Below are 23,507 nucleotides of genomic sequence, written 5' to 3'. Positions count from 1 at the left end.
AGCGGGTGGGCGTGGCTGCGGCTGGGGGGCCTCGATCGGCCACGGGTGCCTGCGGTCAGTCCTTGGCGGCGCCCAGGTGCACCTGGAGCGTGGTGTGCAGGCTTCGCGCGGGCGGCTCCAGCTTCGCGGGCTCGCGGTCGAACGCCACCGTGGCGCGCATCCCGGTCAGCCGCGCCATCAAGACGGCGATCGGCGATTGCTCCACGGGCAGCTTGGGATAGGCGGGCGCGATCTCGCTGCCGTGCACCGGATCGCTGGCCCCGTGCGGCGTGAGCACGAAGTCGGACCGCCCCGAGGCGCTCACCGGATATGCCCCGAAGTACGCGCGCCCTCGCTCCATCAGCTGCTCGGGCGTGCCGATCGAAGGATCTCCACGCAGCAGGATCTCCGCCGCCGATCGAGCCGCCCCCTGGGTGCGGTTGGCTTGCCCCTGCAGCGCCCACGCGAGCGCGGTCCAGCCGGCGCGCTCCTCGGTGAGCCGCGCCTCCATCACGAACTGGGGACCGGCCTCCACGCCTCGCGTGGGGCCCCCTCCGTCCAGGACTCGATCGATGAGTGCCTCGAGGATCTTGGGATCGAGCGCCACCACGAACGCCTCGCCGGCCTGGACGTAGTAGAGCGCGATCGCCTCGGCGAACGCTCCGACCTCGCCGGGCGCCTTGGGATCCACCCCCACGCGTACGATCGCCTGGTCGCGGTAGCGCGAGTGCTCGCCCCACTGCACCATGCCCGGTCCCACCTCGTTGACGGCGGCTCGGATCGCGGTGAGCGTGCCGACGAGCGTGGCGGCGTTGCGCACGTGCGCCGCGGCGTAGACCGGCAGCTTGCCCGCGCGCTTGGCCAGCTCGAGGTCGCGCTTGCGGAGGTCGACCTCGGTGGCCGGCAGCTGGATGTCTTCCTCGACCTCGACGAGCAGGTCGACCAGCGGCTTGCGATCGAGCGTGCCCAGCATCACCCAGTCGCCCAGCCAGCCCAGGCCGATGTCGGCCTTGCCGGTGAGCATGCTGGCGGCGCGGTCGAGATCGCGGCGGAGGCCCGACTCGGCGCCCACCGCCCATACCGCCTGCAGGCCGTCGTCGATCGCTGGCACCGAGATCCGCTCGGTGCCCACGATCTCCTCGATGTCGCCGTAGTCGGTGCCGGAGATCAGCGGGAGCACGCGCACGTCGATGGTGGCGACGGAGCCCTCGCCCTGGTCCTCGAGATCGAGCCGGATCGCGATGGGATCGATGAACTGCCGCCAGTAGTCCTGGTAGCCGCGCGCGAACTGATCGTAGGCGTTGCGCTCGGCCTCGGTCACCAGGGTGGGGGCGGGCAGATCGAGCAGCGGCGTGAGGGCGTCGGGGCTGCCCCAGGTGGCCGAACGCGCGATGCCACCGGGTTCGAACGTGATGGGCTCGCCGCCGGCGCGCTCCCCGTGCACGAGCTCGTCGCGATCGAGCAGGCCCGCCGCGATGATCGCCTCGGTGTCGGCGGGTGCCTTGCCCTCGAGCCAGCCATGGAGCAGCGCGGCGTAGCCGGGGGTGAGCAGCTCGGCGAGGGCCTGCTGCCGCCGGGCGGCGAGCACCTTCTGTCGCGGGCCGACCACCTGCGCGATGAAGCGGTCACCGAGGAACGCGAACGCGTCGTGCTCGCCGGGGTCGCGCGCGAGCATGTAGGCGAGATCCTGGTCGTCGCTCAGTCGCCGCGCCTTGCCATCGATCGCGTCGAGCACGGCCCGGATCGCGGCTTCGCTGTTGGAGACCACGGCCAGGTCGCCCGCCTGCGCCCGGTGCTGGCGCACCGCTCCCGTGGGATCGCGATGCACGGTGATGGTGTGCTCCCCGTGGGTGATGGTGCTCTGCACGATCCCGGGGATCTCGGCGCGGTGCTCGTCCATGTGCCGCGACAGCTCGGTGTCGAACACGGTCTGGTTCTCGAGCTGGAACACGAAGGTGAGATCGCTGCCCTCGCGCAGGTAGGGGTCGCTGCCCATCAGGGCCACGCGCTCGATGACGGTGTGGCCGAGCACCTTGGCCAGCCCCGTGCGGCGCAGGCCGAGCTGCCGCTGGTAGCGCTGTGCGAGGTCGCGGACCTCGGCGCGCTCCTCCATGATGTGGGCCACCGGGGTGATCCATGCGTCGGCCTCGTCGAGCACGCGCAAGAGCAGGCGGATGTCGTCGAAGCGGGCGTACCAGAATCCGGCCGGGGTGGCTCGAGCGAGCGGCTCGGGAGCTGCGGCCTTGGGGTCGGGCAAGGCGGCCATCATCTCGGTCCATGGGTGCTCGATGAGCTCGGGTGTCTTCAGCTCGGCGATCGGCACGGTGGCGGCCCCGGCCTCGAAGCGGAGCCGCAGCCCTCGGTCGTGCTGGAGCGCCTCCTGCATCGAGGTGGCGGCGGTGGTGGTGTGCATCAGCTCGGAGAGCTCGGTGCGCCGCGGTCGAGCGCCGGAGTCGAGGCCGATCTCGCCGCCCGGGCCCGAGCCACCGATGACGGCCTGCACCCGGCCGGCTGCGAACTCGCGCCAGGGGTGCGAGGTGCTGGGCAGCCACCACGGATGACGGTTGCCACGCAGGTCCTCGCCGAACGCGGCGGCCCAGCGTGCAGCCAGCGGTGAGCCTCCGGTGCTCGGGGCGTGCTCGTCGGCCGTGAACGGCAGCGCCAGGAACACGTGGCCCTCGGGGCGATCGCCGGCGAGGAAGGTGGTGCCGGACAGCGTGGTGGGAGCGGTGGGCGTGCCGACCACGCGCACCAGCAGCATCGTCTCCCCGCCGCTGCGCTCGACGGCTGCGACCGCGTGGGCCGAGCCGTCGACGTTGACCCTCAGGACCTCGTCGCCGGGCTGGCCCGTGCTGGGTAGGGTCAGCTCGAAGTAGTGCACGCCGCCTTCGGTGGCCTGGCGAACGATCATGGCCTTCACCGGATCGAGGCGCACGGGCTCGCGCATGCCGGTTCGCAGGGTGGGCAGCGGACCCTCGTCGGGGAGCCCGGCGCTCGACTTGGTCGAGGTGGCGTCGGGCGTGCTGGAGCCGGCTGCACCGGGACCCTCACCGCTGGGGCCCTTGGTCTCGTCCTCGCTGCAGGCCGAGGTGAAGGCGGTGGCGAGCGCGAGCGTGGGCCCGAGCGTGGACAGGAGCGAACGAGCGCGGAGTCTCATGCCGGTCCACGGTGTCATGGGCCGCGAGGGCCGGCAACGCGACCCGGGCCCGATCGGTCGCGTTTCACAGGATTTTCAAGCGGTCGTGTCCACGCGTTCACGGCCCCCAGAAGCGAACGACGTCTCGGGTGGTCTCGCGAGGGCGGAGGGTTCGAAGGTGCGGGGTCGCGCCGCTCAGGCCCAAGACCGCGGGAATGGCCCGGCTGCAGTGCCGCGACCACATGCCGAGCGTGTAGCCACCCGTGTCGCGGATCACCAGCAGGTCGCCCTCGGAGATCGGGGGCAAGGGGCGATCGCGGGCGATCACGTCGCCCGCAAAGCAGAGCGGGCCCACGATCGTCCACGGCTCGAGGGGCCCTTGCCGTGGCCGTGCGTCGGGGCCGAGCACCAGCAGCTCGTGCGACCAGTCCTGCGGGGCATAGGCGGCACGCAGCAGGAGATCGGCCCCCACGTGCACGGTGGCGAGCCTGGGCTCGGGCTCGCGGCGCACGTACTCCACTCGACTGACCGCAAAGCCACAGCCCACCTGGAGGGCACGGCCGAACTCGGTGACGAGCTGCAGATCGTCGTCGAACAGCGCGGGGGTGTGCCGTCGCAGCTGCTGCACGTAGTCGCCGATGCGCGGTGCGTCGTCGGGCCCATAGTCGGTGGGCAGACCGCCGCCGATGTCGACCCACGTGATCTGGGCCCGGCCCAGGCGGGCGTGGATCGCTGCGCGCAGCTCGAGCGCACGCTCCACCGCCGCCACCAGCAGCTCCAGCCCGCAGCCCTGCGAGCCCACGTGCACGTGCAGGCCGGTCAGCCACGGGTGCTGCTCGAACGGAGCGACCAGCGGCTCGGGCGAGCCGGGCCACGGCACGCCGAAGCGACCGCCGTGCGTGCCCACGTTGGTGATCGCGATGCGACCGGCTCCCACGCCGGGGTTGAAGCGCAGGCCCACCATCGCTCCGGGGGGCGGCCCGAGCTCGGCCACGCGTCGGAGCTCGTCGAGGTTGTCGAGGTTGAGCCGCACGCCGAGCGCGAGCGCCTCACGTAGCTCGGGTCGGGTCTTGGCGGGGGAGTCGAACACGATGCGATCGGGGGGACAGCCGGCGGCGCGTGCGAGCTCGACCTCTTCCCAGCTGGCGGCTTCGAGCCCGAGGCCGGCGTCGACCAGGACCCGCAGGATCTCGATCACGGGGTTCGCCTTGATGGCAGCGGCGTGCAGCGCGGTGGGAGGAAGGTGCGCGCGCAGCTCGTGGGCGCGGGCCCTCAGTCGATCGAGGTCGTGGACCAGCACGGCGGGGTGCTCGTCGCCGAGCCAGCCATCGGCGCGCATCGCTCGCACGGCCGCGCCGATGCGCTCGAGGGGCGGTCGTGCCCAGGGATCCTCGATCGCGGTCATTGCAGCATCAGCCTGATCCAGGCGTTGCGGAATTCACCGAGATCGGTGCGGTTCTCGAACCCGCCCACGGCCACGTTGCCGTCGGGATCGGTGGCCACCGCGTTCGCCACGTCGATGCCGAAGCCATCGGAGTTGTAGGTGGAGGTCCACAGCTCGTTGCCGTCGGAGTCGTACTTGCGCACCCAGATGTTGTCGGACTGGGATCCGCGGAAGATCGAGCCGGCCACGATCACGGCGTCGTCACCGTCCACCGTCACGGCCCGACCCACGTCATAGCCGTCTTGCGGCGCGTTGTAGGTGGAGGTCCAGAGCTCGTCGCCGTCGGGGTCGTACTTGCGCACCCACACGTCGGGGCCGACGGTGTCGGTGGTCTCGTAGCCGGTGACGATCACGTTGCCGGCCGAGTCGGCGGCGACGCCGAAGCCCTCGTCGTTGTTGCTCGCCGGGCCGTCGTGGGTGCGGGTCCACTGCTCGTTGCCGGCCGAGTCGTACTTGCGCACCCACAGGTCGCGCGAGCTGGCACCACCCCAGACGTAGCCGGTGACGATCACGTTGCCCATGGAGTCCGAGGCGATTGCGTGCCCCTCGTCGTTCTGGCCACCGGTGCCGGTGGCGGTGCGCGTCCACTGAGCCACGCCTGCACCGCTGTACTTGCGCACCCACACGTCGCGCTGACCGGCCGCGGTGGTGGTGTAGCCAGCCACGAGCACGTTGCCCGTGGGGTCGATCGCGACGCCGTGGATCTCGTCGTGATCGTGGGACGTGCCGTCGAAGGTCTGGGTCCACGCGGTGGAGCCATCGGGGGCGTAGCGGCGCAGCCAGGCATCACGTCCGTCGTCGAGGGTGAAGGTGGAGCCACCCACCACGACGTGGTCGTTGGCCATCGCCGCCACCGCGTAGCCGACGTCGGCGGTCACGCCGTGGAAGGTCTGGGTCCACAGCTCGTTGCCGTCGTGATCGTACTTGCGCACCCACACGTCGTCGCCCTGGGCGCCGGCGAAGGTCTCGCCGGCCACGATCACGTTGCCGGCGGAGTCGCAGGTGACGCCGTGGATCTCGTCGTTGTTGTCGGAGGCGCCGTTGTACGTGTGCGTCCACAGCCCGGCGGTGGTGCAGTCGGCGTTGCACTCGTCGCCCTCCACGGCATCGCCGTCGTCGCACAGCTCGGAGTTGACGATCTGCGCGAAGCCATCGCCGCAGTAGGGAGGGGCGCACACCTGCGTGCATGCATCCTCGTTCTCCTCGTTGCCGTCGTCGCACTGCTCCACGCCGGTGTGCACGACGCCGTCGCCGCAGAAGGCCGCGGTGCAATCGGAGCGGCACGCGGCATCGTTGGCGTTGGCGTCGCCGTCGTCGCACTCCTCGCCGCGCCCGATCACGCCGTCGCCACAGAAGGGGGGGATGGTGCAGTCGCTGCGGCAGCCGTCGTCGTCGTCGGTGTTGCCGTCGTCGCAGGCTTCGACGCCCTCGTGCACGAGGCCGTCGCCGCAGAACGCGAGCGTGCAGTCGAGCTTGCAGCCGGCGTCGTTGGCGTTGGCGTCGCCGTCGTCGCACTCCTCGTTGGCCTCCACGACTTCGTCGCCGCAGATCGGCTGGGGCTCGGCGGTCGTGACGTCGGCGCCATCGCTGGTGGAGGCATCGCCGGTGGACGACTCGCTCGTGTCCGTGGGCCCGCCGCCCGACAGGGCGGGCGTGTCGGGAGCAGGGCAGGCGCACAGGAGCAGGGCGCTGGCCGTTGCGCAGGTGGAGGGGTGGAGCAAGCGCATGCGGGGAGGGTACCCGAGGCGACACGGGGGCACGGTGGGGTCAGCTCACGTGGGGCTCGGGGCGTGCCGTCGATGGATCACCGCCGCAAGTCTCATGCGTCGTCACGCGCTGCGCGAGCCTCCCGCTGTGCGATCCTCCGCCGCAGCTCTGCCGCGCTCACGAACCGTAGCGGCGTCGGGCTCCCCTCCAGCGCGTGCACGATCTCCGTCACCACCTCGTTCCCCGGTGCCTTCAGCCGATGCTCGCGCGCCAGCGCTACGATGGCCCCGTTGAGCTCGTCGATCTCCGTGGGCTTGCCCGCATCGAGATCCTGCAGCGTGCTCGAGCGCGCGTCGGGATCGGCCGAGACGAGCCGACCGGCCACGCGCAGCAGGATCGCGTTGGGCAGCCGCAGCGCGCGAGCGATGATCGAGGGCGGTAGACCCAGCACGGTGGCAGGCCGATACCCGGCCGCGCGCAGCACCGCGAGTCCCTCGAGCATGCACCGCGACAGGCACCACCGCGCGTCGCTCGTGCGCAGCGAGTCGAGGATGGGCAGCCCGGTGGCGGCACAGATCCCGTTGTTGAGGTTGAGCAGCAGCTTGCCGGCCAGCACGTCGCCGATCGCGTCGTGCAGCTGCAGCGGCAGCCCGCCCGCTTCGAGCAGCTCGGCCAGCGCGTGCACCCGACCCGCGTGCAGGCCCTGTCCGGGGCCGGCGACCAGGGGCCCCCGGGTGAGCTGACGCAGGCGAGCGCCTTCGTCCTCGCGCCGCACGTTGAAGCTGACCATGCCGGCGACCACCCGCGAGCCGAGGGGCTCGCGAAGGGTGGGGGCGTTGGCGAGGCCGTTCTGGAACGAGACGACGGTGGCGTCCTGCGATGCATGCTCCGCCAGCACACGCCCCGCGTCGGCGGTGTCGCGCGACTTCACGGTCACCAGCACCACGTCGGCATCGGACAGCGCGCGTGGATCCTCGGCGACCTCGAGCGTCGGGTCGGGGTGCACGACCGTGCCGTCGAGCCCGACCGCATGCAGGCGCTCCCGCCGGTCGATCAGCGAGCGCCGCCCCACCAGCACCACCGAGGCCCCGGACGCCGACAGCCGCACGCCGAGGTAGCCCCCGATCGCCCCTGCCCCGAGCACGCCGACGCGCAGCGCCATGGCCGGGATGATGGCACGAGTGGTGGGGGGCTAGCGCGTGCCCTTGGTGCTCCAGGAGAACGTGTGGCGCAGCTTGGTGCACGGCCCCTTCATGCGGGCCGCGATGTCCGCGGGCGGGCGGGGGATCTTCAGACGTCCCACCTCGAGCAGCACGAGGTCGCGCTCGTCGAGCGAGGCCGTGCCTCCCTTGGCCGCGACGCGGGAGATCGTGCCGTCCTTGCAGATCGTCAGCTCGAAGCGAACCGTGCCCTCGATCGGCTTGGCATACACGGTGCCCACGTCCATGCCGTCGAGCGCCGCGATCACGCCGCGGGCCCACGCGTCACCGTCGCTGGTGAGGTCGTCGAAGCCGTTGGGATCCCCGAATGGGTCGCCCTTGGACGGGGCGCCTGCCGGGGAGCCACCGGGTGACGATGGCGGCCGGGGCAGGAGGTCGGTGCGCGGAGGCTGGGGCGAGGGAGCCGCGGGCGTCGAGGGCTTGGGGGGACGGGGAGGCGAGGGCGGGGTGACCTCGTCGGTCACGGTGTCCTCGGGCGGAGTCTCGGGCTGGGGCTCGCTGGGCTGGGGCTCGCTGGGCTCGGCGGGTGGAGTCGTGGCGGGCGCCTGGGTCACTGCTTCGGCGTCGGGTGATCCCATGGCGAGCACCATGCCGGGGACGAAGGGGAGCTCGTCGAGGGACTCGTCGACCGGTGTGCTGGGGCTCGCATGGGCCAGCAGGACGGCCAGCAAGCCGCAGCCGAGGGCACCCAGGAGCCCCGTGGTGGTGGCGAGGCGGTCGTCGAGCACCGAGCCCAGGCCGGTCTGCGCGAGGACGGTGGTCATGGGCGGGGTTCAACGCACGCCGCCGCAGGACGATTCACCGAGCCCGAGCCATGGTGCGAGAGCACGCGGCTGGTTCATCGCAGCGCGAGCACCAGCAGCTCGATCGCGTAGATCAGCACGAACACCATGAGCGCGAAATCGACGCAGCGACGCAGCCACAGGCCCAGGCCCTTCCACTGCGCGTGCAGGAACACGCGGGTGACCACGGCGCCGAGCAGAAGCAGCAGGAAGAGCTTGGACAGCATGGGATCGTGGGTTCGAGCCTAGCACGCGAGCTCGCCAAGGAGCGACCTCTTGGGCCGGGCTCGGGTGGCGCGGTCCACCGTGGCGGGGGAGGGCGTCTTGGTCGCTCACGGCGTGAGCCGAGGCCAGAGGACTGCCCCCTGTCGAGCCATCGAGGCCCTGTGGGCCACGGTGGCGCATGCTCGGCCGATCCGTGCTATGCGGGCGTCGACCCCCATGTCCGACCCTCGCTGGACCGCCGACGACATCCCCGACCTCAGTGACCGCGTCGTCGTGGTCACCGGGGCCAACAGCGGCCTGGGCTTCCACACCGCCCGCATCCTCGCGCGCCAGGGCGCGCAGGTGATCATGGCGTGTCGCAGCGAGGCCAAGGCGCGCGAGGCGGCCGATCGCATCGACGACGAGCGACCGTCGGGGCGCGTCGAGCCGTGGGCGCTCGACCTCGCCAGCCTGCGTTCGATCGAGGCGTTCGCCAAGCGGCTCGCCTCGCAGTACGAGGAGATCCACGCGCTGTGCAACAACGCGGGGGTGATGGCGCTGCCCTACGGCAAGACCGAGGACGGCTTCGAGATGCAGCTGGGCACCAATCACCTGGGCCACTACGCGCTGACCGGCCGCCTGCTGCCCCTGCTGCTGGCGGCCGAGGGCTCTCGCGTGGTCACCGTGAGCAGCCTGGTCCACAAGATGGGTCGCATGCGCTGGGACGATCTGCAGAGCGAGCATCGCTACCAGAAGTGGCCGGCCTACGCGCAGAGCAAGCTGGCCAACCTGCTGTTCACGTACGAGCTACAGCGTCGGCTGTCGGCGGCCAAGGTGGAGACCATCGCGATCGCGTCTCATCCCGGCTATGCCTCGACCAACCTCCAGGCCGCAGGGGCTCGCATGATGGGCTCGTCCCTGCGTGCTCGGGTGATGGAGGTGGCCAATCGCGTGGCGGCGCAGAGCGCCGAGATGGGCGCCATGCCTTCGCTCTACGCGCTCACGGCCGAGGACGTGCGCGGCGGCGACTTCGTGGGACCCGGTGGTCCGATGCAGATGTGGGGCTATCCCACCAAGGTCGAGCCTGCGTCGCAGGCCAAGGACCTCGAGCAGGCCGCGCAGCTGTGGGCGGTTTCACAGCGCCTGACGGGCGTTCGGTACGATGCGCTGAGCAACTGAGCCGCGGTGCTTCGGGTGTTCGTCGGGGTGCTCGCCAGGGCTCCTCGGCAGACCGTGTAGAGTCGTGGTTGCCGCCATGACCGAATTCTCGCGCTCCCCCCGCCCTCGTCCTCGATCGACCCGTGCCGCGCTCGATGCCTGGCGCTTCGACAACGATCCGCTGCGGTTCCGCGTGGCGCTCGAATTCCGCCTCGACGCGCTGCCCCGCCAGGGATCCGCCGTGCGCCGACCGTGGGCCGACAGCTACTGGCCGACGTATCAGGATGGGATCAACCACCGCTGGCAGCGCACGGGCAGCTTCCTCCACGATCTCTCGCCGGCCGAGAAGTACGACGCGGCCTTCAACGGCTGGGATCCGCAGCGGGTGGCGAACCTGCGGCCGTATCGGGCCGAGTTCGGCCACTTCCACGAGCCGTTCGACCACGGCTACTACGACGCGCTCGGTCCGCTGGCGACCGAGTGCAGCCGTCGCTTCGGCAACGCGCGCACGCGCAACGCGGCCGCCGCGGGCCTGCTGCTCCCCAACGGAGCGGCCAAGAGCGGCAACGCCTCGGAGGACTTCGGTGGGCTGGAGACATGGTTTGGCCTGTGCCACGCGTGGGCCCCGGCGGCGATCCTCGAGGAGGAGCCGCTCGGTCCGGTCGAGCACAACGGCATTCGCTTCGAGGTCAGCGACATCAAGGCGCTGCTCATCGCCTGCTACAACGGCACCTCGGCCACGATGGTGGGCGCGCGCAACGACGAGCGCGACATGGACTTCGACGATCGGGGCCGCGCCGAGAAGGCGGACGCTCGCGACGTGAATCCCGGGGCGTTCCACGTGCTGCTGGCCAACCTGCTGGGGCGCGACGGGAGGTCGTTCTGCGAGGACCGCACCGCCAACTACGAGGTGTGGAACCAGCCGATCCAAGAGTTTCGTACGCGGCTCATCGAGGAAGTGAGCGAGGAGCAGGCAGCGGCGCTGGTGGAGACGGTGGCCGGCGACTACCACTTCGACGAGCAGGCGGTGAAGTTCTATCGGGTGGAGACCGAGGTCGACTACATCACCGAGTCACCGGCCTCCACGCGGCCCAATGCCGACGGCGCGGGGCAGGAGCGCACCGATCCCTACGCCTACGTCCTCGAGGTGAACGCCAACGGGGAGATCATCGGCGGCGAGTGGGTCGGGAGCAGCCGCAAGGAGCACCCCGACTTCCTGTGGCTGCCGCACGGGGCCTACCGGGCGCTGTCGCCGTTCGTGGTGCTCGACGAGGTGAGGACGCTGCTTCGCAAGTCTCGCGACCAGCACCAGCCCGACGCGCAGGCGATCTCGCTGTCGTTCTCGATCCACCTGAACGCCGGGGAGGTCGTCGAACTCGAGCCGTTCGTCGTGAGCAAGGACGGCGTGCTGGAATTCGTGATGGCGGGCCGGGGCGACGTGGATGCCTACGCCCGAGTCGGTCAGGCCCCGGAGATCCATGGCGCGGGCGACAAGGGGGTGTTCGATCTCATCATGTACGACGATGGGAGCAACCAGCGCGCGACGATGGCGGTCAGGGCGGGGCAGCGGATCCACGTGGCGATGCGCGGGTTCGTGGACGACTCGAGCGCCACCCTGCGCATCGTTCAGATGTAGTCCGGGGCTGGCGACGTGCATCCCTTCTTGCAGCTGGCGGGCCCGGACGGGGCAGGCGTGGGCGAGCTGTCGCCCACGCTGCGCGATGCAGTGCTCGGGCAATTCGAGCGACAGCCCGCGCGTCGGGTGGCCCGGGACCTCGGACGCATGCTTTCCGCGCCATGGTGGGTCGTGTTGCCGCCCGACGACCGCGTGCGGGCGACCCGGATCGTGGCTCATGTGAGCGCACGGGCGAGCGGCGCTCCCGTCGAGACGATGCGTCCGTGCACGCGAACCATCCTCGAGGGCACGCTCGACTCGCTGCTGCCGCCGCAGGGGCGCTTTGGGCTGCGCTTCGACGACCTGCCGCTCGAGGGGCAGCGGGTGGTCGCGGGGCTGCGCGAGCCGCCGGCGACGGTGGTGCTGAATCGCGCTGCGATCCGCACCTGCGACGCGCGCCTGGGCGATGGCGATCCGCTCGAGCTGCGGGTGGGCCTGGCCACGCTCGTGCACGAGGTCAATCACCTTCACAATCTCACCCCGGTGGGACCCACCTACGAGGCCTATCAAGACGAGTATCGGGCGTGGTGGGTGGATTTCGTGGCCCACGTGGGGCGAAGGCCGCGGGTGGCGGAAGCGCGGGCGCGCTGCCGGGAGCTGATCCACGGCCCCGAGTACGAGCCGTTGCGCCGCGCGGCGACCGAGGCCTCCGGGCACGGGGCGAGGATCCGCGAGCACGTGGCGAGCCTGGACGGGGGAGACCTCACGGCCGAGGCTCCACTGCCCGAGTCGCCGCTCGATGGGCCGCTCGGCTCGCTCAATTTGGACAACGCCCCGCGGTTCGATCCCGCTTGACCCTGCGGGCGGGTTCGAGGGCATGCTCCCCCCATGCGGGGTTTCGTTCGCATCGCGGCAGCCGTTCCCACCTGCGCGGTCGCCAACGTGCAGGCCAACGTCGAGGCCACGCTGTCGCTGTGGCGACGAGCCCACGACGAGGATCACGCGCTCGTGGTGTTCCCCGAGCTCGGGCTCACCAGCTACACGGCGCGCGATCTGTTCCACGATCACCACCTGCTCCGGACCGCCCTCGAGGGCCTGCAGCACCTGGCCCACATCGGACGCGACCTCGCGCCGCTGGCGGTGGTGGGGCTGCCGCTGCGGACGGCCCGTGGGGTCTACAACGTGGCGGTGGCGCTGCAGGGCGGGCGGGCGCGTGCGGTGGTGCCCAAGTGCTACCTGCCCACGTATCGCGAGTTCGAAGAGGCGCGGTGGTTTCGACCCGGGGTCGAGGTGCCCGCCGGGGCGAGCCTCGACCTCGGGCCCGTGCTCGGGCACGAGGTGCCGTTTGGGACCGACGTGCTCTTGCAGGCCGACGCGGCACCGGGGCTCACGGTGGGGCTCGAGATCTGCGAGGACTTCTGGGTGGCCGTGCCGCCCTCGGCCCTGCAGGTCCTGGCCGGGGCGACCGTGGTGGCCAACCTCTCGGCCTCCAACTTCATCGTGGGCAAGGCGGAGCTGCGACGGCTGCTGGCCCAGGCCTCGTCGGATCGCGGCAAGTGTGCCTATGTCTACGTGGCCGCGGGCCCGGGCGAGTCTTCGACCGACCTGGCGTTCGACGCCGATGCGTTCATCGTGGAGAACGGGCGCGTGCTGGCCAGCTCGACCCGCTTTGCCCGCGAGCCTCAGCTGGTCAGCGTCGACGTGGATCTCGAGCGCCTGGAGCGGGAGCGGATGGTCACCAACACGTTCGGAGACTGCGGCCGCGAGCATGCCAAGGTGTTTCGTAGGGTCTCGTTCTCGGCGCGCGACGAGGTGTCGATGCCGCTCCTCCGGACGGTCCCGCGGCACCCGTTCGTGCCCCAGGATCCCGCCACCCTGGGCGCGCGCTGCTGGGAGATCTTCGAGATCCAGACCAATGCGCTGGCCACCCGCATGAGCGCGATCGGTCGTCCCAGGCTGGTGCTGGGCGTCTCGGGCGGGCTCGACTCCACCCATGCCGCGCTGGTGGCCGCGACCGCGCTCGATCTGCGAGGGCAGCCGCGATCGGAGCTGCTGTGCGTGACGATGCCGGGGCTGGGGACCACCGAGGGCACGCGGGGCAACGCGGAGCGGCTGGTGGAGGCGCTCGGGGCCGAGCTGCGGGTGATCTCGATCTCCGAGGCCACCCGGATGGTGCTGCAGATGCTGGGACACGCCGCGGTGGAGCCCGAGGACGACGCGGACGCATTGGTGGCACGGTTGCGACAGCGCCCCGAGCTCGGCGACGTGACGCTGGAGAACGTTCAGGCCCGGCTGCGCACGCTGGTGCTGATGTGCCTCGCCAACGCGCACGGTGGACTGGTGGTCGGCACGGGCGATCTGAGCGAGAAGGCGCTGGGGTGGTCGACCTACGCGGGTGATCACATCGCGATGTACGACGTCAACGCAGGGGTGCCCAAGACGCTGATCCAGTCGGTGATCCGCTGGGTGGCCAACGAGCGCGTGGGCACGTGGTCGCAGGGCGATGTGACGGCGCTGCGGCAGACCCTGTTCGCGATCCTCGACACGCCGATCTCGCCGGAACTCCTGCCGGCCGATGCCGACGGCAAGATCGCCCAGCTCACCGAGGCGCACCTGGGGCCCTACGAGCTGCACGACTTCTTCCTCTACCACTTCGTGCGCGACGGGGCGCGGCCCGAGCGTGTGCTCGACCTGGCGCGCGTGGCGTTTGGCGACGACTACCCCGTGATCGAGCTGCAGCGCTGGCTCACCCTGTTCTTGCGGCGCTTCTTCACCCAGCAGTTCAAGCGCTCGTGCACGGCCGATGGTCCGAAGGTGGGGCAGGTGGCGCTGTCGCCTCGCGGGGACTGGCGCATGCCCTCGGACGCGAGGGTGGACGAGTGGCTGGCCGAGGTCGCGGCGTATCAGCCGGAGTAGGGCCGGGTAGGGTCCGAGGAGGAGCACGGCGCTGCTCTGCTCCCGGAGACCGAACGGTGGGCGCGGTCATCCCGCTCGGTACCGAGCCCGTGTTTGGTCGTAACACCCGGGTCGGCGGGGAGTAGATGGGGTGTCGGCAGCGACCGACGCGGAAGAGGCAGCCAGCCCCCACCGGATGGGAATTCGAGATTCTTCGAGTTCATGGTGATCGAATCGGCGGCGCGCCGGTCCATCCGAGCACGATGACCCGACCAGGCGCGGCCCACCCGGCGAGGAATCGCTCGAGGAAGACGACCGAACGCCGCCACGAGGTCGACCCCACTGCATCCAATCGAGTGTGAGCGGGAACGAGGCGCCCCTCGGAGCGAGCGCCACCGACCCCGACCCCACGACCTCTGATCGGGACTGACGTCCATGCGGGACGAAAGCCCGAGTCGAAAGAGCAACCGCGAGCAAGTGCTCGCAGTTGGACCCCCAACCAACGACGACCACACGTCAGAAAGCAGCAACATCATGCACGACGACAAGACCATCGACACCGGCATCGACAACGAGCTCACCCTCGTGGACATCGACGAGCTTCGCGAGGCCCTGGGTGCCGAGGCCGAGCTGACCTCGAACGAGCTCAACGCCGCTCCCGAGAGCACCGTGATGTGCCCGCAGTGGTACTAGCCCACTGACTCGGCCGGGTCGGCGCAGTGCCGGCCCGGCCGTTCTCGCCCCCAAGCCCCCAAGCCCCCAAGCCCCCAAGCCCCCAAGCCCCCAAGCCTCATGAACGCTCCCGTCTCCCACGCTTCCCTCGCGGCCTACGTTCGGGCCGTCGATGCGCTCATCGAGCGCTCGATCGCGGACGCAGGGTACGAGCCCGACCAGGCCGCGTTGCTCCTGGCCGGAGTGGCGTTCAAGGCTCGTCGCTCCGCTCGCAAGCCACTGTCGTCGCACTCGCTGGCCCCCTGCTACCTCACGATTCGCGCCCATGGGCTCGAGGTGGACGAGGACGCAGAAGTGATCGGTGCGGGCCTGATGATCTACTACTTCTCGCTGGACCTGTTCGATGGCGTCCAGGACGACGAGCTCGAAGGGCCCTACGCGACGGTGGGGCCGGAGCTGGCGATCAACTGCGCCATCGCGCTGCTGATGCTGGCCCTCGACGTGCTCCAGCGATTCGTTCACACCCTGCCCGGCGGTCTTGGCCCGCGTGCGGCCGCCATGATGCGAGCGCACGCGCTGCGGTCCATTCGCGGGCAGCACCGCGACCTGGTCCACCGTGGCCGCGAGGTCACGCTGGCCGACGTTCGCACCACCTCGATCGAGAAGTCGGCGCTGTGTGCCATGCGCATGGAGCTGTGTGGGGCGTACATCGCCGCCAGGACCACGCCGGCCGCCAGCGAGATCGACCCCCGCTTCGGCGTGATCGGCGACGCGATCGCCGAGCTGCGGCAGATGGTCAACGACGTGGCCGATCTGTTCGACGGCGATCGCAGCGAGGACCTGCGCCAGGGCACCATGAGCATGCCGCTGGCGATGTACGTGGAGGCTGGCGGTGACGAGGCGCGTGCGACCCTGCGAGCGGCCCAGATGCAGCAGGTCGGCGAGCGCGAGGTACAGCGCCGAGTCTACCGCGCCGGGGTCATGGCACGGGTGGCGGCCCAGACCGAGGCCGTGCGAACCCAGGTGCACGAGGCCTTTGCCGGGCTCCCGTGCGGCGGGCCCTATCTCGCGCTCCTGCTGGCGTGGCTCGACGACATGCCGAGCATCTACTACCGCCCGTCACCGCTGCGCATCGCCATCGACGTGGACGAGGCCGACGCCTCCATGATGTCCGACGAGGATCGTGCGCTGCTCGAGACGCTGCGAGGCGTACGCCGGGCGCGAGCCCAGGGCGGGCGTCGTCCCGCTGGACCCATCGCCCAGCCGGAGCTCATGGTCCCATGATCGACGCACGCCTCCGCCTTCGCGACGACGTCCGCCTCGACCTCGTCCACGACGACCGCACCCGCTTCGGCAGTGCCGTGACCGGCCTGTGCGATCGGCTGCTGCAGAAGATCTGCCACCCCATCGCGGGCCACCTGGCCCGGCAGGCCGAGGAGCCCACGGCCGAGCAGTCGCAGGCGCTGATGGCCCGCTGCCTGGGCCCGCAGGCGCTCGGCGCCCTGTTCGAGCGCCCCGGTCGGCTGCGCGAGGATTGCCTCCACCCGCGTCCCGAGCAGGTGGTGCCGGTGGCCGTTCGCGTGGCGCGACCGGGCATGCCATCGCAGGTCCTGCCGCTGCCGTCGGCGCTGCGGCCCGAGCTCGCACGCTGGATCGGCGAGTGGTCGCGCCTCGCTTCGCCTCCGCCCGGCGGTCCGGCCCGCGCGCTGTGGGATGCACTGGTGGACGGGGGAGCCATGACCGCACGCGCGCCGCTCGAGCCCGTGAGCGGTGATGGCATCACGTTCGTGGGGCACGCGACGGTCTGCGTCGAGCACGGCGGCTCTCGGGTCTTGTTCGATCCGTTCTTGCTGCCGCCGGCGCACGCGGGCGAGCCGCGGCTGAGCCCGATGACGCCGGCCGAGCTGCGCCCCGATGCCGTCTTCATCACCCACAGCCACCCCGATCACTACGACGTGGGCAGCCTGCTGCGGCTGGGCGCCGACGTGCCGATCTTCGTGCCGGTGGTGGAGCGCGAGTCGCTGCTGTCGATCGACATGGCCACGCGGCTGCGCGCGCTGGGGTTCTTGCACGTACACGCGCTCGCGTGGGGACGCGACGTGGTGGTGGGCTCGCAGCGCGTGTGGGCCCAGCCGTTTTGGGGCGAGCAGCCGACCGACGGCGAGTTCCTGCACCCGGGGGTGCGCAACGCCGGGAACGTGTACGTGGTCGAGGGGGGAGGAGCTCGCGTGGCGCTGGTGGCCGATGCGGGTCGCGACCACGGCGGGAGCTGCATCGAGCTCGCCGCCGAGCTTCGCCGCTCGCAGGGGCCGGTCGACGTGGTGCTCGGCGGCTACCGGGCGTGGCGGCTGCGACCGATTCGCTACCTGGGCACCTCGGTGGCCCGCTACATGCTGTCGATTCCTCGCGAGCAGTGGGGGCGGCGCATGCAGCTGATGAACGACGCCGACGATCTGCTGGAGACGGCGGTGCAGTGGGGTGCGTCGGTGGTGGTGCCCTATGCCAACGGCGGTGCGCCCTGGTACTGGGAGCTCGGCCTCGGGCCGCGCCCGGGCAGCACCACCGACGATCCCGACTTCGATCCCAGCGACGACGTGCTGATGCGGACCCGGCAGCGCCGAGTACTCGAGCGCCGACCCGCGCCGCGCATCGAGTGGCTGCGTCCGTCGCAGCACCTGGCGTCGACCACGTGCCTGTCCGCCGCCGGCTGAGCGACGCGCCCCTGCTCGAGGACACCATGACTTCGTCGACTTCCTTGCGGGTCTGCCCCCCGCCGCCCGATCGGCTCCCCGATCTCGTTCCTGCCGACCGCAAGGTGGTGCTGGCGCGCATGCTCGCGGCGGCCGAGGCCCGACGCTGCGGGATCGAGCCCACCCCCGAGGAGGTCAAGGCCATGGCCCGCTGGTGGCGCAAGGAGTACGGCCTGCTCGCGCTCTCGGACTTCGGTCTTTGGCTGCGTTTCTCCGGCATGGAGCTGTCCGCGTTCTGGGAGGTGATGCACGACTTCGTGGCGCTGTCGAAGGTGCTCGAGCACCACGCGGTGGCGATCGACGAGCGCATGAGGGATCACCTCGCGATCCACACCGTGCGTGGATTCCACGCGTGCCATGCGAACACGGAGACGCAGGGGCGATGAGCGCGCGATCTCAGACCTTCGCGCTCGCGCCCGCGGCCGTCGCCCGCATCGCCAGCGTGCCGATCGAGGCCCTCGAGGTGCTGTCGACTCCCGAGCTGGCGCGACGCGCCGCGACGGCCGGTGCAGGCGGGGACCCCTCGTTCGTTGCCGAGTACGAGCGCGTGATCGCGGAGCATCGGCACGCGCTGTGGCGCCACACTGCGGGAGACGCTCGCGTGCGCTGCGGGCTGGCGCTGTCGAGCCCCGCGCTGCTCGCCGATCTGTCGCAGTCCGCCCCGTCGCCTCGCCGCAACAAGCGGGCGCGACATCTCGACACCTCGCTCTACCGCTACCTGGCGCGCGCGGTCGGGCGGATCGAGCCGTGCGGGCTGTGGACCAGCGTGACGCTGGCGAGCCTCGAGGAGACGGCCGAGACCACGGTGCAGCCGTGCGCGCCCAGGTGCCACGTGGCGCCCGAGCTCGGCCCGTTTCGCGCGCTGCTGCGGTCGCTCTCCGCCTGCGAGCCCTACCGCGAGCGGGGCCCGTACCGGCTCGACCCTACCCTGCAGCGTGACGACGGTGGGCGATGGATCCACGGGCGCCGGCCGCCCAACGGAGGGCTGAAGTGGACGGTCCTGCCGGCATCGGAGGCGTGGTCGCTCATGGCGAGTCGCTGGGGAGATGGTCGCCCGCGGTCGCTGCCGATGCTGGCCGAGGCGCTCGGCCCCGAGGTCCGTGGCCCGGTGCGTCACGCCTTGCTGGGCATTGCGCTCGAGGCGGGTCTGCTGGTCGGCGGGCTCGATCTGCCTGCGCGCTTTGGTACGCCGTGGGAGGCTCTGGAGGGGGTCGTGGCGCGGCTCGACCCCGAGCACCGAGGGGCGTGGTCGGCTGCGTACGAAGAGCTGCGGTGCGGTTGCAAGGCCGTCGATCGAGCGCTCGAGGCTGCGCTCGCGCCCGGAGCCGGATCACACGCGGGTACGGACGCCGCGACGGTGGTGCTCGAGGGGCAGCGGCGGGCGCGTGAGGTGGTGGAGCGGCTCGCGGTGGCGCTCGGGGTTCCGTGTCCCTCGCTGCCGACGGCACTGCTGCGCTGCGACGAGACGGCGCCGTTTCGCATCGGGCTGGGCCGGCACGACCGCCGCCGCGTGGAGCGGCTGCTTCGGCGCTGGGCCGCGCTCGAGCACCGCAATCACACCCATCGTCGATGGGCTCGTCGGGCCGCGCGGGCCGCTGCCCTTGCGCAGGGGCGGGTCACCGCGGCGCCCCAGCCCACGCTGGACGACGTGATGCCCGGGTCGACCGATGGCGGCGGCCCGCCGCTGGGCGCGTTGGTGCTGCGACCCGGTGTCGAGGGCCTGGCGACCCCGTGGGTGCGTGGGTTGAGCCATGCGCCCACCGTCACGCATGCGCGCCATGCCTACCACCTCGCGTCCCGTGGTGATGCGCTGCTGCCCTGGTTTCGGGCCGCCTACCGCGACCTCGAGCGCCAGCACGGGGTGGAATCGGTCGATCTGGTGTGCTCCACCGACGGCAGCCCCAACGTCCAGGCTCGGCCGCGCTATGTCGACGGGATCCTCGATCCCTGGGGGACCGCGAGCGACGGGCCGCGCGTGGAGCAGCTACGCCTCGTGCCCGGTCCGTCCTCCAGCGCCGTGGTGGCCGCGTACGGTCAGCGGCGCCTGGCGGCGCACGTGTTCACGGCGGTGGCGATCCCCAGCTCGGACGCGATCACCCATCGCTTGATGACCACGTCGTTCGACGATCGGCTCGAGCCCACGGAGGCCGAGCCCGCGGCGCTCGAGCCCGAGACCGACGACCTGGCCCCACGACGTGCCCGGCGCGTGCAGCTCTCGGACGCGGAGACCGAGCAGCTGCTGGCGGTGCGTGGGGCCGCGCGCTTCGTGCGTTGGCAGGCGCTGGTGCAGACCCATGGCTGGTCGCGCTGGGTGCGGATCCACTGCGGGGCTCGGCCCGGCTTGCTCGTCCCCACCGATGGGCCGCTCGCGATCGAGGCCGCCTTCGAGGGCGCCGGATCCAAGACCATCGTGATCGAGGACGTGCTCGACGCCGCGTGGCTGCCCGGACCGCACGGGCATCACTTCGTCGAGCTGGTGCTCCCGGTACGTCGCACTCCGTGTGCGTGGACGATCCCGAGCACCCACGAGGAGCGCACCCATGGACGTGTGTGAGGCCCTGATCGTGTCGCCCGTCGATGCCGACGGCTGGTCCCAGCTCAACGTGACGGTGTCCGAGTCCGCGGGCTCGCTCCGTGGCGGGGCATGGTCGCTGTTCGATGGTCTCGAGCGCTGGCTCGAAGAGGCGCAGCGCCCCGAGGCCATCGAGCTATGGTTCGTGCGCAAGGCACCGGGCCTGCGCATCCGCGTGCGTGGGCCGGGCCTGGACGTCGCCGCTCGCGATCGGCTCGAGGCGCTCCTGCAGGCCGAGCAGGCGCGCGGCGTCGTGGACGGGTGGGGGTGGGCCACCTACGAGCCCGAGGTCGCGCGACTGGGTGGCACGGCGGGTCTACGGCTGGTTCATGCGTGGCTGAGCGAGAGCACTCGCGTGTGGCTCGGGTGGCAGCGGCTGTCACGCTCGGGCGGCACGCGACTCGGTCGTGACGTGATGGCGTTGATCCTCCAGGGCGAGCTGCTGCTGCGCTCGCTCGGTGCTCCCGAGGAGGCGTGGGACGTGTGGCTCTCGCTCCTGCGGGCCTACGAGCTCACGACGCCCGCCGTGCCCCCACGCGACGTGGGCGGGGCTCGTGGCCTGCCCCTGGCCGCGATCGCGGGCCGCGCGAGCCCGGCCGAGCGCGCGCTGCTCGAGCGCGGGCAGGCGGCCGCCGATGCGTTCGCCGCGGGCCTCGCCCGCGCCCACGACGAGTGCACGCTGCAGGGCGGTCGCCGGGCGCTGCTCGGCACCGTGGCCAGCTTCTCCTTCAACCTGTGGTGCCTGTCGCCCTCGGCCATCGTCGCGCTGTGTCGCATGGCGGTGCGCGAGCTCGATCCGCGGCCGGCCCCGAGCTCACCGCGCACGATGGAGCCCACCCCATGAGCTTGCAAGCCCACGCCGCACTCGATGCTCGCGTCGAGCCGCCGATCACGGCGCCCTCGCCCGGCCGGACCCGCCGCGGGCGGCGAATTCCGGTGATGGCCCAGAGCACCGCCACCGACTGTGCGGCCACTTGCCTGCGCATGGTGCTGGCGTTCCACGGGCGCCACGTGCCCGCGGGCGAGCTCTCCGCCTTGCTCGCGCCCGGTCGCGATGGTGCGAGCGCGTGGGCCCTGCTCGAGGCCGCACGCTCGCAGGGGCTCGTCGGGCGGGGCCTGCGGCTGTCCGCGGCGGCGCTCCATCGCCTGCGCCCCGGCTCCATCCTGCACTGGGATCGCAAGCACTTCGTGGTGCTCGAGCGCGTCGAGCCCGGTCGGGGTGGTCGCCCGTCGATCGTCACCGTGGTCGACCCCGGCGTCGGGCGCTGTCGCTTCGACGAGGCCGGCCTTCGTGCGCGGTTCTCCGGCCTCGCGCTCGAGCTGTGGCCGGGTGAGGGTTTGCAGCGGCGTCAGCCTCCGCGCTCCCCGTATGGCCGCTACCTCGCCATCCTCCTCGCCCAGCCCAGGCTCCTCTCGCTGTCGATCGCGCTGTCGCTGCTGCTGCTCGTGTGGTCGCTGGCGGTGCCGCTGCTCACCGCGCTGGTGGTCGACGGGCTCATGGTTCCCAGTGCGGGCCTCGGGATCGGCACGATGCTCGTGGGAGGCCTGCTGGTGGTGCTGGCGCACGCTGCCACCACCGTGGGGCGATCGCTGGCATTGGTCCGGCTCCACGAGCGCTTCGATCGCGTGTTGGTCCCCGGCCTCGTCGATCGGCTGCTCGCGCTCCCGGCCTCGTTCTTCCAGCAGCGTAGCCTGGGCGACCTGATGATGCGGGTGTCGAGCACGAGCCAGCTTCGCGACGCGCTCACCCAGGGCGCGGTGTCGACCGTGATGGATGGGCTCCTGGTCGTCACCTACCTCGCCTTGCTCGCCTGGCTCGACGTCCACCTGGCGCTGGTGGCGGTGCTGCTGGCTGCCGCCTACCTTGGTCAGCTCTGGCTGTCGCATCGAGGCCACCGCGAGCTGACCGCGGCGCAGCTGCACCACGAGGCGCGCGCTCGCGGCTCGCTGACCCGCATGCTCGCGGGCATCGAGACCCTCAAGGCGACCGGGAGCGAGCCGGAGGCAGCCCAGCAATTCCATCGGCAGTTCGAGCAGGTGCTCGAGGCCACTCGCGCGCGCGGGCGCTTCAACGCCTACTTCGACGGAGTGGCCGCCAGCCTGCGCCTGCTGGGCCCGCTGGCCCTGCTGGTGCTGGGTGCTCATGCCGTCACGAGCGGTCGGTTGGGTCTGGGGGCCATGCTCGGCGCCACCCAGCTCGCGCTGGCCTTCCTCACCCCGCTGTCGGCCCTGGTCCAGACGGCCGTGCGCCTGCAGACCACGGTCAGCCACGTCGAGCGCGTGGAGGAGATCCACGCCACGCCGACCGAGGATCTGCGGTGCGGGGCCCATCGCGCCGATCTGGCCGGGGCCATCGAGCTGAGCGACGTGAGCGTGCGCTACGGGGCCGGTGCACCGTGGGCCCTGCGCGACGTGAGCCTCACCATCGAGCCGGGGCAGAGGGTCGCGATCGTGGGTGCGTCGGGCTCGGGCAAGTCCACGCTGGCGCGCGTGCTGCTGGGGTTGTGTCCGCCGCAGCAGGGCCAGGTGTGCGTTGGTGGCGTTCCGAGCGATCGCCTCGATCTCCGGGATCTGCGGCGTCGCATCGGGGTGGTGACGCAGGAGGCGTGCCTGTTCGACATGACGATCGCGCAGAACCTGGCCTTGGCCGCGCCCGATGCCACGCGCGAGGAGCTCGAGCACGCGGCGCGGCTGGCTCGGATCCACGACGACATCGAGGCGCTGCCCATGGGCTACGACACGCGCTTGACCGATGGTGGATCGACGCTCTCGGGTGGTCAGCGCCAGCGCCTGGCCCTCGCGCGTGCGCTGGTGCGGCGCCCCGAGCTGCTCCTGCTCGACGAGGCCACCAGTGCGCTGGACACCGTGACCGAGCGGGCGATCCACGACGCGCTGCGTCGACTCGGAGCCACCGTCGTCACCATCGCCCACCGCCTCGATACCGTGCGCGATGCCGATGTCATCGTGGTGATGGATCGGGGGCAGGCGGTGGATCGGGGGACGCATCACGAGCTGCTGGTGCGTGATGGCGTCTACCGCCGGCTGGTAGACGCAACCCACCACGGTCGAGAAGCCCGCGCGGTTGATTGATCGATCTCGGGCGCGGAATCGGCTGAGACGAACGCAACAGGCGCGTTGGGTTCGACCCGTAATGAGCCCCACGCAATGTGAATGGTGTCTCGATCGGTTCTGTTCGTACGTCTGACGCGCGAGGGCTCGACTCTGGATCCGGCGTTCGCTCCCGCGCGGAGCGATTGGGGACACAGTAGCGATGTCGCCCATCGTCGTTCGGTCTAACGATTCGAAATGACGATGCATTGAATGAAGGAAGCTCGGCTCTCCTGGGCTGTCGATATCGAGCATTCCTTTTTTT

General features: G+C 71.3%; 17 protein-coding genes. 11 read left to right on the top strand and 6 right to left on the bottom strand.

The window, feature by feature from the left end; genetic code table 11:
* Positions 1–55: 55 nt before the first annotated feature.
* From OEB96_RS43135 to OEB96_RS43110, 6 genes are all read right to left on the bottom strand, one after another.
* Positions 56–3,136: a hypothetical protein gene (locus OEB96_RS43135; RefSeq protein WP_266222811.1), complete on the bottom strand. Its 3,081-nt coding sequence runs from the start codon at positions 3,134–3,136 to the stop codon at positions 56–58.
* Between the two features lie 97 nt (positions 3,137–3,233).
* A complete protein-coding gene (locus OEB96_RS43130; RefSeq protein WP_266222810.1) occupies positions 3,234–4,520 on the bottom strand; it encodes a type III PLP-dependent enzyme domain-containing protein in 1,287 nt (428 codons plus the stop codon).
* Positions 4,517–6,286 carry an SBBP repeat-containing protein gene (locus OEB96_RS43125; protein ID WP_266222809.1) on the bottom strand — a complete coding sequence of 590 codons (1,770 nt, stop codon included), beginning with the start codon at positions 6,284–6,286 and terminating at the stop codon, positions 4,517–4,519. Before OEB96_RS43125 ends, OEB96_RS43130 begins: the two co-directional genes overlap by 4 nt.
* A 92-nt stretch (positions 6,287–6,378) precedes the next feature.
* Positions 6,379–7,428, bottom strand: coding sequence for a 2-dehydropantoate 2-reductase (locus tag OEB96_RS43120; RefSeq protein ID WP_266222808.1), 1,050 nt, complete (start codon positions 7,426–7,428; stop codon positions 6,379–6,381).
* A 30-nt stretch (positions 7,429–7,458) separates the two neighbouring features.
* Positions 7,459–8,250 carry a hypothetical protein gene (locus OEB96_RS43115; RefSeq protein ID WP_266222807.1) on the bottom strand — a complete coding sequence of 264 codons (792 nt, stop codon included), beginning with the start codon at positions 8,248–8,250 and terminating at the stop codon, positions 7,459–7,461.
* A 74-nt stretch (positions 8,251–8,324) separates the two neighbouring features.
* Positions 8,325–8,495 (bottom strand): hypothetical protein, encoded by a 171-nt coding sequence (locus OEB96_RS43110; RefSeq protein ID WP_266222806.1) that lies wholly within the window; start codon positions 8,493–8,495, stop codon positions 8,325–8,327.
* A gap of 214 nt (positions 8,496–8,709) precedes the next feature.
* On the opposite strand from OEB96_RS43110, the gene OEB96_RS43105 reads away from it, so the two are divergent.
* From OEB96_RS43105 to OEB96_RS43055, 11 genes are all read left to right on the top strand, one after another.
* Positions 8,710–9,651, top strand: a complete 942-nt coding sequence (locus OEB96_RS43105) for an oxidoreductase (RefSeq protein WP_266222805.1) — start codon at positions 8,710–8,712, stop codon at positions 9,649–9,651.
* 76 nt (positions 9,652–9,727) lie between these two features.
* Positions 9,728–11,266, top strand: a complete 1,539-nt coding sequence (locus OEB96_RS43100) for a hypothetical protein (protein ID WP_266222804.1) — start codon at positions 9,728–9,730, stop codon at positions 11,264–11,266.
* Positions 11,267–11,281: 15 nt separating this feature from the next.
* Positions 11,282–12,100: a hypothetical protein gene (locus tag OEB96_RS43095; protein WP_266222803.1), complete on the top strand. Its 819-nt coding sequence runs from the start codon at positions 11,282–11,284 to the stop codon at positions 12,098–12,100.
* 33 nt (positions 12,101–12,133) lie between these two features.
* Positions 12,134–14,161, top strand: a complete 2,028-nt coding sequence (locus tag OEB96_RS43090) for an NAD(+) synthase (RefSeq protein ID WP_266222802.1) — start codon at positions 12,134–12,136, stop codon at positions 14,159–14,161.
* 513 nt (positions 14,162–14,674) lie between these two features.
* Positions 14,675–14,833 (top strand): hypothetical protein, encoded by a 159-nt coding sequence (locus tag OEB96_RS43085; protein WP_266222801.1) that lies wholly within the window; start codon positions 14,675–14,677, stop codon positions 14,831–14,833.
* Between the two features lie 99 nt (positions 14,834–14,932).
* Positions 14,933–16,096, top strand: a complete 1,164-nt coding sequence (locus OEB96_RS43080) for a polyprenyl synthetase family protein (protein WP_266222800.1) — start codon at positions 14,933–14,935, stop codon at positions 16,094–16,096.
* Entirely contained in the window at positions 16,093–17,523 is a 1,431-nt protein-coding gene (locus tag OEB96_RS43075) for an MBL fold metallo-hydrolase (RefSeq protein WP_266222799.1), read from the top strand. The genes OEB96_RS43080 and OEB96_RS43075 overlap by 4 nt, the downstream gene beginning before the upstream one ends.
* A 26-nt stretch (positions 17,524–17,549) precedes the next feature.
* On the top strand, positions 17,550–17,948 hold the full coding sequence (locus OEB96_RS43070) for a hypothetical protein (RefSeq protein ID WP_266222798.1): 399 nt from the start codon (positions 17,550–17,552) through the stop codon (positions 17,946–17,948).
* The gene (locus OEB96_RS43065) at positions 17,945–20,116 is read left to right on the top strand and encodes a lantibiotic dehydratase (RefSeq protein ID WP_266222797.1); all 2,172 of its coding nucleotides are present in this window, start codon (positions 17,945–17,947) and stop codon (positions 20,114–20,116) included. Before OEB96_RS43070 ends, OEB96_RS43065 begins: the two co-directional genes overlap by 4 nt.
* Positions 20,103–20,978: a thiopeptide-type bacteriocin biosynthesis protein gene (locus OEB96_RS43060; RefSeq protein ID WP_266222796.1), complete on the top strand. Its 876-nt coding sequence runs from the start codon at positions 20,103–20,105 to the stop codon at positions 20,976–20,978. Before OEB96_RS43065 ends, OEB96_RS43060 begins: the two co-directional genes overlap by 14 nt.
* Positions 20,975–23,224, top strand: a complete 2,250-nt coding sequence (locus OEB96_RS43055) for a peptidase domain-containing ABC transporter (protein ID WP_266222795.1) — start codon at positions 20,975–20,977, stop codon at positions 23,222–23,224. The genes OEB96_RS43060 and OEB96_RS43055 overlap by 4 nt, the downstream gene beginning before the upstream one ends.
* Positions 23,225–23,507 lie beyond the last annotated feature (283 nt).

Source organism: Paraliomyxa miuraensis (assembly GCF_026337845.1).
Lineage (GTDB): Bacteria > Myxococcota_A > Polyangia > Nannocystales > Nannocystaceae > Paraliomyxa > Paraliomyxa miuraensis.
Note: the sequence above shows the minus strand (reverse complement) of the source record. Positions and strands in the feature narration are given on the sequence as shown.